General features: G+C 47.4%; 11 protein-coding genes. 4 read left to right on the top strand and 7 right to left on the bottom strand.

All coding sequences use genetic code 11. The features are described 5' to 3' along the window. Positions 1-63 precede the first annotated feature (63 nt). From ppsR to RBH92_RS01235, 3 genes are all read right to left on the bottom strand, one after another. Entirely contained in the window at positions 64-891 is an 828-nt protein-coding gene (gene ppsR, locus RBH92_RS01245; RefSeq protein ID WP_307932924.1) for a posphoenolpyruvate synthetase regulatory kinase/phosphorylase PpsR, read from the bottom strand. After that, a complete protein-coding gene (gene ppsA / locus RBH92_RS01240) occupies positions 891-3,266 on the bottom strand; it encodes a phosphoenolpyruvate synthase (RefSeq protein ID WP_307932923.1) in 2,376 nt (791 codons plus the stop codon). Before ppsA ends, ppsR begins: the two co-directional genes overlap by 1 nt. 63 nt (positions 3,267-3,329) lie before the next feature. Then, the gene (locus tag RBH92_RS01235) at positions 3,330-4,283 is read right to left on the bottom strand and encodes a LysR family transcriptional regulator (protein ID WP_307932922.1); all 954 of its coding nucleotides are present in this window, start codon (positions 4,281-4,283) and stop codon (positions 3,330-3,332) included. A gap of 170 nt (positions 4,284-4,453) precedes the next feature. On the opposite strand from RBH92_RS01235, the gene RBH92_RS01230 reads away from it, so the two are divergent. The 4 genes from RBH92_RS01230 (at position 4,454) to RBH92_RS01215 (ending at position 8,067) form a co-directional block, all read left to right on the top strand. Further along, positions 4,454-5,929, top strand: coding sequence for a ribulose-bisphosphate carboxylase large subunit (locus tag RBH92_RS01230; protein ID WP_307932921.1), 1,476 nt, complete (start codon positions 4,454-4,456; stop codon positions 5,927-5,929). 20 nt (positions 5,930-5,949) lie between these two features. Further along, complete coding sequence (locus RBH92_RS01225) at positions 5,950-6,384, top strand: ribulose bisphosphate carboxylase small subunit (protein WP_307932920.1); 435 nt, start codon at positions 5,950-5,952, stop codon at positions 6,382-6,384. 376 nt (positions 6,385-6,760) lie between these two features. Then, positions 6,761-7,702, top strand: a complete 942-nt coding sequence (gene cbbX / locus RBH92_RS01220; protein ID WP_307932919.1) for a CbbX protein — start codon at positions 6,761-6,763, stop codon at positions 7,700-7,702. Between the two features lie 14 nt (positions 7,703-7,716). Continuing rightward, a complete protein-coding gene (locus RBH92_RS01215; protein ID WP_307932918.1) occupies positions 7,717-8,067 on the top strand; it encodes a hypothetical protein in 351 nt (116 codons plus the stop codon). 97 nt (positions 8,068-8,164) lie between these two features. Here the strand turns inward: RBH92_RS01215 and RBH92_RS01210 are convergent, their stop codons facing one another. From RBH92_RS01210 to RBH92_RS01195, 4 genes are all read right to left on the bottom strand, one after another. Further along, positions 8,165-10,012, bottom strand: coding sequence for a GGDEF domain-containing protein (locus RBH92_RS01210; protein WP_307932917.1), 1,848 nt, complete (start codon positions 10,010-10,012; stop codon positions 8,165-8,167). A 376-nt stretch (positions 10,013-10,388) separates the two neighbouring features. Beyond that, positions 10,389-11,144, bottom strand: coding sequence for a cell division protein ZapD (gene zapD / locus RBH92_RS01205; protein WP_307932916.1), 756 nt, complete (start codon positions 11,142-11,144; stop codon positions 10,389-10,391). Positions 11,145-11,265: 121 nt separating this feature from the next. Further along, entirely contained in the window at positions 11,266-11,871 is a 606-nt protein-coding gene (gene coaE, locus RBH92_RS01200) for a dephospho-CoA kinase (RefSeq protein ID WP_307932915.1), read from the bottom strand. A 3-nt stretch (positions 11,872-11,874) separates the two neighbouring features. Beyond that, the gene (locus RBH92_RS01195) at positions 11,875-12,735 is read right to left on the bottom strand and encodes a prepilin peptidase (RefSeq protein ID WP_307933906.1); all 861 of its coding nucleotides are present in this window, start codon (positions 12,733-12,735) and stop codon (positions 11,875-11,877) included. Positions 12,736-12,772 lie beyond the last annotated feature (37 nt).

Raw genomic sequence — 12,772 nt, 5'->3', positions numbered from 1 at the left:
GAATCACTTCATAGAAACATTCCTAAGATCACTCAAAATCCCAATTTCCAGATTCACATCACCTCACCCATACAACTGCCGTTTCAATCCGCAACGATCCAGAATGATCGCACTGATTTCCTCGATGGAAATGCGCGTGGTATCGAGATGCGGGATATCGAACCGGTTAAACAACGCTTCCTGCCACTGGATTTCCTGCTGGCATTGACTCAGCGAGGCGTATTGGCTATCCGGGCGGCGTTGCTGGCGGATGAAATGCAGTTGCGCCGGGGTTAGCGTCAAGCCGAACAGTTTGTGTTTAACCGGTTCGAGCACCGCTGGAAGCTGCTGCACGCCCATGTCGTCCGGCGTCAACGGGTAATTCGCCGCAGCGATGCCGTACTGCAATCCTAAATATAGGCAGGTCGGCGTTTTACCGGAACGCGACACGCCGGTCAGGATAATGTCGGCTTGCGCGAAATGCTTGGGATTGACGCCGTCGTCATGCGCCAGCACATAATTAATCGCGTCGATCCGCTTGAAATACGCCAGGCTGTCCTGCAAGCCGTGCGAACGTCCGGCTTTACGCGCGGATGGCTGACGCAATTCTTCCTCGACCGGATGGGTAAACGCTTCGAAAAAATCGTAAACACGGCAATTGCCTTGTTTAATCACATCGAGTATTTCCGCTTGCTGCAACGTGCTGAACACCAGCGGCCGGGATCCGTCACGTTCCGCAGCTTGATTGATCTGCAACAATACTGTCTTGGCCTTATCGAGATCGTCCAGAAACGGCACGTTGACGGCATCCCAGGCGATACCGTCGAACTGGGTCAATAAGCTGTGACCCAGCGTTTCTGCGGTAATGCCGGTGCGGTCGGATAAGTAAAAAACCGTGCGTTTTTGCGTCATCAGCGCTTGCTCAAGCGACCAATATCCAGCCAGGTTTGCACCACCGTATCGGGATTCAGCGACAGGCTGCTGATGCCTTGCTCGTACAGCCAGGCGGCAAAATCCGGATAATCGGACGGCCCTTGCCCGCAAATACCGATATATTTACCTTGCTTGCGACATGCATCAATGGCCATTTTCAACAGTTTCTTTACCGCCGGGTTACGCTCGTCGAACACCTGCGACACCAGCGCGGAATCGCGGTCGACGCCGAGCGTGAGCTGGGTCATATCGTTCGAGCCGATGGAGAAGCCGTCGAAGTACTGCAAGAATTCCTCCGCCAGCACCGCATTCGATGGAATTTCGCACATCATGATCACGCGCAAGCCGTTCTCGCCGCGTTTCAATCCTTGCACCGCCAGCAACGCCGTTACTTGCGCGGCTTCTTCCAGCGTGCGGCAAAACGGGATCATAATCTCGACGTTGGTCAATCCCATTGCATCGCGCACATTACGCAACGCCCGGCATTCGAGTTCAAAACAATCGCGGAAATCGGGCGACACATAGCGCGAAGCGCCGCGGAAACCGATCATCGGGTTTTCTTCATGCGGCTCGTAGCGGTTTCCCGCCAGCAAGTTGGCGTATTCATTAGATTTAAAATCGGAGGTGCGCACAATCACCGGGTGCGGATAAAACGCCGCCGCCAGCGTGGCGATGCCCTCGGTCAATTTGTCGACATAAAAGCTCACCGGATTTGCATAACCGGCTATGCGATTCGTGATTTCCTGCTGCAAATCGCTTGGCAAACGCTCAAATTCAAGCAACGCCTTGGGATGAATGCCGATCATGTTGTTGATAACGAATTCCAGCCGCGCCAGCCCTACGCCTTGATTGGGCAAGCGCGCAAACGAGAAAGCGTGCGACGGATTGCCGACGTTCATCATGATTTTCAGCGGTAAATCCGGCAACTCGCCGGAATCCGCGACACTATGCTCGAATGGCAGCAAGCCGTCGTAAACCAGGCCGGTATCCCCATCGGCGCAGGAAACCGTGACCGGCGCGCCGTCTTTGATCGACGCCGTAGCATCGCCGCAGCCGACCACCGCCGGAATACCCATTTCGCGCGCGATGATCGCCGCGTGGCAGGTTCGTCCGCCGCGGTTGGTGACAATCGCCGAGGCGCGTTTCATGATCGGCTCCCAATCCGGATCGGTCATATCGGTGACCAACACATCGCCCGGTTGTACCAAGTGCATTTGACCGGCTCCGGCGATCAAGCGAGCGGTACCTTGCCCGATTTTGCTGCCGATGGCGCGGCCTTCCGCCACAACGCTGCCGCTGCCGGTCAGCTTGAACCGCTCCAGCACCGCTGCAGCACGGCTTTCGACAGTTTCCGGACGCGCCTGCACAATGTACAGTTGCCCATCCTGACCATCCAATGCCCACTCGATATCCATCGGGCGGCCGTAGTGCTGCTCGATGATCATCGCCTGACGCGCCAGCGCCTCAACTTGCGCATCCGTCAGCGAGAAACGATTGCGCCGGGCGGGTTCGACTTCACGGGTCAACGTGAATGCATTGCCGCTGCTCTGTTTGTCCGCATACACCATTTCGATCGCTTTGCTGCCCAACCGCCGCGACAGGATCGCGGGCTTTCCGGCCGCGAGTCCGCGTTTGTATACATAAAACTCGTCGGGATTGACGGTTCCTTGCACGATGGTTTCACCCAATCCATACGCCGATGTGATGAAAATCGCGTCGCGGAAGCCGGATTCGGTATCGAGTGTGAACATCACCCCGCTGGCGCCGAGATCGCTGCGTACCATTTTCTGGATACCGGCGGACAGATACACTTTTTCATGCGGGAAATTTTGGTGCACGCGATAAGCAATGGCGCGATCGTTATACAGCGAAGCGAACACCGTTTTGACCGCCGCTAGAATGTGCGGCAAGCCTTGCACGTTCAGCAATGTTTCCTGCTGCCCGGCAAACGAGGCATCGGCCAAGTCCTCGGCGGTCGCGGACGAACGCACCGCAAACGAAATATCACCGCCGCTATCGGCGGCGAGTTTCTCGTACGCCTGTGCGATTGCAGCCTGAATGGCATCCGGCATGACGGCATCGAGCACCCAGCCGCGGATCGCTTTACCGGCGGCCGTCAGAGCATTGATGTCATCGACATTCAATCCAGCCAGCAAACCGTTGATACGTTCCACCAATCCGTTAGCCTGTAGAAACTCGCGGTACGCCAACGTCGTCGTGGCAAAACCGTTCGGCACGTTGACGCCGGCCTGAGACAAGCGGCTGATCATTTCCCCCAGCGAAGCATTTTTGCCGCCGACCGAAGCGACATCGCGCATGTTTAACTGATCAAACCAGGCGATATATTGAGTCATCGCACCCCCCTATTTCAATATGTTAAATTAATTACAATTCGGCAAATCATCGGATTGAATCGTTTAACCGTTTTTTAGTAACGGACAATGCCCGGAAATGGCATGACGGCAAGACAAATCTTCGAGATAATCATCAGCATGCCTTAAGTATTCCAAAAATGCTTGCGCCACAACCGATAACTGCTTGCCCGAGGGGTACGCAAAATACCAGTGCCGTTCAATCGGAAAACCTTCAACATTCAATTCCGCCAGTTGTCCCATCGGGCCATCCAATGCCAGCGTATGCCGCGACAACACTGCAATTCCCAAGCGCCCCACGAGCGCCTGTTTGATCGCTTCATTGCTGCCCAATTCCATGCGGACTTTCAGTTTCTTGTTATGGTCGTTGAAAAAACGCTCAGTGGCCATGCGCGTTCCGGAACCCGGCTCGCGCATGATAAAAGATTCTTCGCAAATCCGATCGATACTGATGTTCTTTTGATCGGCCAGCGGATGATCCGCAGCCGCCAGCACGACCAATAGATTATCCAGAAAAACTTCGGAAACGGCATCAATTGATTCCGGAACCTGCCCCAGAATAAACAGATCATCCTGATTACCGGTCAAACGCTCCAAAACTCGCTCGCGATTAGTGACTTTTAAGGAAACATCAATGCCCGGATACTGCTGGCAAAACGTGCCTAACAGCCGCGGCGTGAAGTATTTCGCGGTCGTCACCACCGCCAGCCGCAACTTTCCCGATTTCAAACCTTTCATGTTCGAAACGGCCATCTCGAAGCGCGAGAAGTGTTCAAAAATCCCTTGGCAAGTCTGATACAACTCTTTTCCAGCTTCAGTCAGATAAATCTTTTTCCCGACCTGTTCAAAAAGCGGCAAACCAATATCATCGGTCAGTTTCTTGATTTGCATCGACACTGTCGGTTGCGTCAGAAATAACTCTTCAGCCGCACGTGTAAAGCTATTTAAACGCGCAATCGCTTCAAAAACCTCCAGTTGCCGGATAGTGCTATGGCGCATCGCAGCCTCCTCATTTCTTAACAATAGGTTTTAATCTATCGATATCATTTAAACAATTTATTTTTATTTATGGTTCAAAAATTCTACACTATTTTTGACCCGCTGGTAAAAACCTCCTGACTCAAACCATCTACCGTGCGGGTTCATTTCACAACTATATGGAGATCATTATGGCTTCAGAAACCATCAAAGAAGGCAAAGAACGCTACAAATCCGGCGTCATCCCCTATAAAAAAATGGGCTACTGGGAACCGGACTATATTCCCAAAGATACCGATGTCATCGCATTGTTCCGGATTACGCCGCAGGCCGGCGTCGAACCGGAAGAAGCAGCGGCAGCCGTCGCCGGTGAATCTTCGACCGCGACTTGGACAGTGGTGTGGACCGATCGCTTGACCGCATGCGAACTGTATCGCGCCAAGGCCTACCGGGTTGATCCAGTCCCCAATACCGGTCCGGGTACCAAAACCGATCAGCAGTATTTCGCCTATATCGCCTACGATCTGGATTTGTTTGAAGAAGGATCGATCGCCAACTTAACCGCTTCGATCATTGGCAATGTATTCGGTTTTAAAGCGGTTAAAGCGTTGCGTCTGGAAGACATGCGTATTCCGGTTGCCTACCTCAAAACTTTTCAAGGACCGGCTACTGGTATTGTGGTCGAACGGGAGCGTCTGGATAAATTTGGCCGGCCATTGCTTGGCGCCACCACCAAGCCGAAGTTGGGATTATCGGGACGTAACTACGGCCGGGTAGTCTACGAGGGCTTGAAAGGCGGTCTCGATTTTATGAAAGACGATGAAAACATCAATTCTCAGCCTTTCATGCACTGGCGTGATCGTTTCCTGTATTGCATGGAAGCAGTGAATAAAGCATCTGCGGCCACGGGTGAAGTCAAAGGGCACTATCTGAATGTTACCGCTGGAACTATGGAAGATATGTATGAACGCGCCGAATTCGCCAAATCGCTCGGTTCGGTCATTGTCATGATAGACCTGGTAGTCGGCTACACCGCCATTCAATCGATGGCGAAATGGGCGCGTAGGAACGACATGATATTGCATCTGCATCGTGCGGGTAATTCGACCTATTCACGCCAGAAAAATCACGGCATGAATTTCCGTGTGATTTGTAAGTGGATGCGGATGGCCGGAGTAGATCACATTCATGCAGGTACCGTTGTAGGCAAGCTCGAAGGCGATCCGCTGATGATCAAGGGTTTTTACGACACCTTGCGCGAAACACGTACTGAAAAAAGCCTGGAGCATGGATTGTTCTTTGATCAAGACTGGGCATCATTGAATAAATGTATGCCGGTTGCTTCGGGTGGTATTCATGCCGGTCAGATGCATCAGTTGATCGATTATCTCGGCGAAGATGTGATACTGCAGTTCGGTGGCGGTACCATTGGCCACCCTCAAGGCATCCAGGCTGGCGCAGTAGCAAATCGTGTAGCACTTGAAGCTATGATTTTGGCGCGCAATGAGGGCCGGGATTACGTAAAAGAAGGCCCGCAAATTCTTGCAGATGCTGCGAAATGGTGCACGCCGCTCAAACAAGCATTGGATACGTGGAAAGATATCACCTTTAACTACGACTCCACGGATACCGCTGACTTTGTGCCTTCCACAACTGCAAATGTTTAATCTTTTCAGGAGAAGCAATTATGATGACCAATCAAGGTAATATAGTTACACAGGGGCAATTTTCTTTCCTGCCCCCGCTGACCGACAAGCAAATCTCGGCACAGCTCAAGTATGCGCTGAAAAATGGCTGGGCAATCGGCATCGAATATACCGATGATCCGCATCCGCGCAATACCTACTGGGAAATGTATGGCAATCCCATGTTCGACTTGAAAGATCCCGCGGGAATCCTGCTCGAAATTAACAATTGCCGCAAAACATTTCCTAACCATTATATCCGCGTAACGGCTTTCAATTCGACCCGCGGCGTTGAAAGCCCGACGATGTCATACATCGTTAACCGGCCGGATAAAGAACCCGGTTTCGGTTTGGTTCGCCAGGAAACGGCTGGCAGACATGTCCAATACGCTATTCACTCGTATGCAACAGACAAACCTGAAGGAGAACGTTACTAAAAATAAATACCCTTCTCTTTTTGTGCGCAGTCGCATTAAAACAGGCTGTCGGAAAATGTATTCGAGCCAGCTAAGGCTAAACCGGTATTCTGCGCTTGTTTTTATCGCCGCGAGGCGGCGTGACCGTTTTTCAAGCTTGTCAAGAGAAGGGTATGAAAATTGCTATCCGCTGACCAGTGAATAGCAAAACCGATCATTCTTCTTGCAGGAGAATAACAAAGATGTATCGCAAATTAAATAAACTCGACAAGGCTGAAAATATCTCAGTCGACATGAAGGCTGAGTTCCATCGATCAATCGACAGTTTCAAGTTAAATTTATTTTGGTTACTTAAAAAAATACTCAGAATCTAATCACCGGGTTCAAAGGATCTATCATGGTTAAGCAATCTGAAAATCTAAAAGTGCAAGCGCTCGAACAATCAGTCGATCTGGATGCGGAATTTCGACAATCGAATATACATGAAGTATTGGATAAACTGGATCGTGAATTGATCGGGTTAAAACCGGTGAAAACCCGTATTCATGAAATAGCCGCTTTGCTGCTCGTGGATCGTGTCCGCAAACAACTTGGATTATCCGCAGGCGCTCCGAGCTTGCACATGTGCTTCACGGGCAATCCGGGTACCGGCAAAACAACCGTTGCATCGCGCATGTCGGAAATTTTGCATCGCTTGGGCTATGTCCGGGAAGGTCATCTGGTTTCAGTCACGCGAGATGATTTGGTGGGTCAATACATCGGACACACAGCTCCGAAAACCAAAGAAGTGATCAAACGCGCCATGGGCGGTGTGCTATTTATCGACGAAGCTTACTACCTTTACAAGCCGGAAAATGAGCGCGACTACGGCGCCGAGTCCATCGAAATCCTGCTGCAAACGATGGAGAACAATCGCGATGATCTGGTGGTCATTTTGGCGGGATACAAGGACCGGATGGATAAATTCTTCCAGAGTAATCCGGGCATGCGTTCGCGTATCGCTCATCACGTTGATTTTCCTGATTACGGCGCCGATGAATTGGTTGCAATCGCCAAGCTAATGCTGGCGGCACAAAATTACCGGTTTAGCCCTGATGGCGAAGAAGCGTTTATCGAATATATCCAGTTGCGAATGACCCAGGAATATTTCGCGAACGCCCGTTCAGTCAGGAACGCTCTGGATCGAGCGCGTTTGCGGCAAGCCAACCGGTTATTTTCAGGCGGGAAGAAATCTCTGACCAGCGTTGATTTGATGACGATCGAGGCAGAAGATATTCGAGCCAGCCGGGTTTTTATTGAAGGAAAAAAAGATACTCAAGCAACTCGTAGCAACACATAAGGGAATCGAGTGAATTGGATGATACATTATCTCACCCGCTGCGTATTTATCCCAAGCAAATTGATGCTTTCTGCTATAACCGGGGACGCCTTGCCCTGCTGCGATTAGGCTGTCCGCTACGCGTCCCCTTGCAGCAGCATCGCGGCTTGGAAGTCATATTGGATAAGGCCGAATGGCTATGTGTCGATAGCACTGCGGGAGATCAGCCGGTGATGGCTTGGCGCAAATTTAAAATTCGTGGAAGAAACAACTTGCACCAACCGATTGCGTGTGAGTTATGGGTATATCATAGTTGCGCTGGATTAGTAATGGGATCCGCTTTGGATGATTTAGAGAAAACCCTAGAAAAAATGTGGCTTGTCTGAACCCGGAATTATCCAGGCTTTTTCCGGTTGGACCGTAGTGACAGCTTCTGACTGAATTCCGGCTATCAAAAGCGTAATGCCGATAATAAGTTTACGATTATTCGGCGGCAACAATTTGGTTCTTGCCGCTACTCTTGGCTCGATATAAAGCTTCGTCGGCACGTTTAAACAAACTTTCCTGCGATTCACCGGGTTGATATTGCGCGACACCGGCGCTGAACGTAATCAACAATCGATTGTTGCCATGCAAGAAAAATTTCTTGGTTAAGTACCGTTTTATTCTTGCAATCGTTGATATCGCTTCTTTTAGCGCGGAATTCGGAAGCAAAATTGCGAACTCCTCGCCGCCATAACGTGATATTACATCTTCCCGCCGTAATGTTTCCTTAACTGCTTCTACCAGATATACCAGCGCATCATCACCAACTTGATGTCCATGGGTATCGTTTAATTGCTTGAAATTATCAATATCCAGCAGGGCGAAACAGAGAAGTCCTTGAGTATGGCTTAAGTAGGTCACTTCACGTCGAAAGGCATTATCGAATCCACGCCGATTCAACGCACCGGTGAGATGATCTTCCTGTACCTGCTCACTCATTTCCTGTAACTGTGCTTCAAGCTGAGTAATCTGACTTTGCGCAGCGTTCATTTCAGTTTGTGCAACTAATAAATCGCTACGATGTGTCAATACACTCTTTTGCACTTTCTGAGTTTCCAGCATAATCTCTGCAAGCAACTGATTAAGTCCCTTGATATCCTTGGTTTGCTTGATTTTATCTGAATAATACTCCAACTTATCGTAATACCCACCCGTTGCATCCGACAATTCTTCAAGATTCGAAATCAAGGAAGCAACCATTTTCTGCATGGTCTCCCTGGTTTCGCTCAGATTTTGCTTGATACGAAGTTGTCGCTGAACTATTTTTTCCAGCAAGGCCTCTGCTTGAGAAATCACCTGCATATCCAGCGAACCGGACATCGCTTTCTTTAATTTGGTCAGTTGCGATTTAATCCACCGATCTTCCGAAAGCAATTCTCCTGTACTGTCCATTAGTAGATTTAATAACTTAAGCAAGCCTTGCTGTACTAAATCATTACTATTTTCATCTGTCTCGCACTTACTGCAGAATTCCTGGAAGTCCGCTATGAATTTTTCCATCGCTAGCTTATTCTGCACTCCTAATACTTGGCGAGCCAACCGCTTCGCTTCACCAGCCAGAACTTCATCCTGAATTTGGTTTGCAATAATGCGTTCAAGCACTTGCGCCATTAATCCTAGTAGTTGACCGACATATCCACTGATATCATATTCTTTCTTTAGGATATCTTCTTTATCGCATGATCCTTGAAATTGTTGGCCGACAAACTTCTCTTGCGATGGAATTTCCTCGGTTGTTTCGGCTTGTTCGTTGGATCCTGTAGAAATCTTCCATGACTGAATCAACGCAACGAAATTGGCATGCAATAGCTCCGAGTTATCTGAAAATTCGTTAAGTACTTTTTCTATGGATTTTCTTTTCTTAGCGACAAGGGAAACATTGTTGGAATTATTGGTTTCATTCATTAAATATCCAATAATTTCCGCCCAACTAACAGTAGCTTTATTTTTGGTAGTAACCGGGAGTGTTGCAACATCCGTATCCAAATTTTCTGCTGTCAGAAATTTCAGTAGTGCAGATTTAAATTTTAACCAACTTTTCTCGGTAACCGCTTGTTCCAAATTATTTGCACAATTAAGTAATGGTGTTGTATGACGCGGAAATTCCTTCGCTAATTCAGAAAGCATTTTTGCTGTCGAAACTGAAATTTGATGATCCGGATTTCCCGCAATTTGATCGTATAGCTTGTGATAGCTGTCCGGTGTAGGTGGAATCTTAAGTATCGCAAGCTGCTTCAATGTCTCGCGTGCGATGACAGAGGGATTTGCATTCATGTCTTGACTCATACCGATCTCATAGAAGCTGTACATCCAGTTATTGGGCTATCCAATAAAAAACACAAATTAATTGAATGCTTATCAGTTAAGCTCATCATTTTTTGAAAATGCGTTGTTCAAATAGAATAAAAATAGCAGCAAAGCAGATTACCTCTTATCAATTCTTAGATCTCATCAAACATATCAAATTTATTGACTCGAGCCGGGATCGATCCCTCGCTGCTACTCAGATCTTTTACTAGGAATTATGAACTCCTGTTACGGAACAATGCGAGATTCTCTTTATACCGGAACGCTGTGAAAGTGAAACTCAACACCCTAACTATCTATGAGGAAGATGATATGGAAAAAGCAGCTGAATTTAGAGCAGATAAGATGAATGTTATCAAAGATTACAAAAAGTCAGTTCAAATGTAACGTCACCTTCATAAACTCTGCTCTTTTGCCCGGACTGGGTCGGAATGAAACGAATATTTAAAGCATATTTATTAGCGCTAATTTCTGGTACGCAGGGCAGCTGATCGCTCAGGTTGATCCTCAGCATATGCGCAGAATATTCTGATCCGGCTTGCTGGAAAATCCCCTGATTTGCTATGACTTGAAGCGTTCTACCACTCTTTCTTAAGAGGTGAAGAACGATTCCAAATGCATTTCGAATAGGCAAGAACGGCGTCAACCACTCGCTAAAATCTTGATGCCGCAGGGCAGGATCCAAGTTAAGCCAGTAATGATAGGACGGTAAGTCGAAAACACAGCAACCGCCAGGTATTCCCATACGCTGTTTGATCGCCATTAACCATTCGTTCTCACGCAAATGCTCACCAACCTTCCCAGGAAAAACCAGCATTTCACGAAAAGTAGTTTTTATGTCTGCCAGTATGCCATCCAGCACCGCTTCAGAAACCTCCGGGTTTTTCCTCAGCATTTCCAGAATTTGCTTTTGCCGTTCTAATTCTTGCAGCAGATCCGATTTAATATCGGCACGACTGGTAATCTCGAGTACTTCAAATAATGCAACCAATGAAGCATGATGCTCTGTAGCAGTATCCTTGCTAGAAAAGAAATCTATTCTATTAAATAAATCTTCAAGTCTAAGAAGTGTACGGATGCGCTCATTAAGCGGGTGTTCGTAACAAATCACAATAACAATACATCCAAAGAAGAAAAAAGGAATGACTAAGTCTTAATTTAGTTTCGACAAAAGATTATTTCACAAAAAGAAATTTTTCCCAAAAAGTTTCTCATCGAACAGCTTTGAAATTCTACAAATTACCACTCATAATCATATATTTACCATGCACCCGAGCAACTTGGATTTTTAAGGACTCAATATCCTGATCGTTATATATGACATCATCAGCCCTCTGCAACCGGTCCTTCCTAGTAATTTGTGTTGCCATAACTGCTTTAACGAATTGCTCAGAAAGCTGACTTCTCTCCATGGTACGTGAAATCTGCTGCTGTTCCTCGCAATCAATAACAAGAATACGATCAATCAAATCATCATAATCTTTAGTTTCCAGTAACAATGGGATAACGACGACGATATAAGGTGATTGTGCTTTTTTCACAAGCTGAACAACTTCACTGAGAATCAGCGGATGAAGAATCTTTTCAAGCTTTACCTTCGATTTAACGTCCGAAAAAACTAAGTTACGCATTTTTTTTCTATCCAGCGAACCATTATCCGCAAGAAAAGCATTCCCAAATGTTTCTCTTATTTGATCAATAGCTTGACCGCCAGGTTGAGTTAATTGCCTGGCAATAACATCTGTATCAATGACATCAATGCCTAGTTCAGAAAAAAATCCACTTGCACTTGATTTCCCGCAACCGATTCCACCGGTTAAACCAACGACAAAAGTCATGAGTTAAAACAAACCAAGATAACGATGGGTTAGTTCTTCACCCCAAAATAAAGCTATTAGAGCGCCGCCAACCAGATAAGGACCAAAAGGTATTGGAATATTTTTTTGTAGCTTAGCCGCAATTATCAGTCCAATACCAACTAAAGCTCCTACAAGGGATGAAAAAATAATCACTACTGGGAGCATACTCCAGCCTAACCATGCACCGATCGCGGATAGCAATTTGAAATCGCCATACCCCATACCTTCTTTACCCGTTAGAAGCTTGAAACACCAATAAATTGACCACAACGATAAATAACCGGCAACAGCTCCAATAATTGAGGATTGAGAATCCGTAAAAACATCGTTCAAATTGATCAATAATCCCAACCAAAGCAACGGTAGCGTTATATCATCTGGCAGCAATTGTGTGTTTATATCAATAACCGCCAGAACAATAAGTGCCCACACAAAAATTAATACTGCAGCGGTAATAATGCCATAACCAAAATGCCAGGCAACGACACCACTCAGTACAGCCGTAACGGCTTCAACGAGCGGGTAACGCAAAGGAATCCGTTCATGGCATTGCGAACAACGTCCTCGCAGCACAAGATAACTGATAATCGGGATATTTTCCCATACGGATATTTTATGTCCGCACTCGGGACAGGCAGATCGTGGAGAAATTAGATTAAACGCTGGCTGTTTTTCGAACGCCTCGCCTCGCAGTTCCGCACATTGTTCAGACCAATTTCTTCGCATCATTTCCGGCAAGCGGTATATGACAACATTTAAAAAACTTCCAACCAGCAATCCTAGTATTGAGGCTGCCATGATAAAAATTCCTGGCTCCTCCTGCAGCATAGTTTGATAGGCCATGGTCATTTGCAAATGAATTTAGTTGGATTATTAGCTA

Origin of the sequence: Nitrosomonas sp. sh817 (assembly GCF_030908545.1) — a bacterium.
Lineage (GTDB): Bacteria > Pseudomonadota > Gammaproteobacteria > Burkholderiales > Nitrosomonadaceae > Nitrosomonas.
Note: the sequence above shows the minus strand (reverse complement) of the source record. Positions and strands in the feature narration are given on the sequence as shown.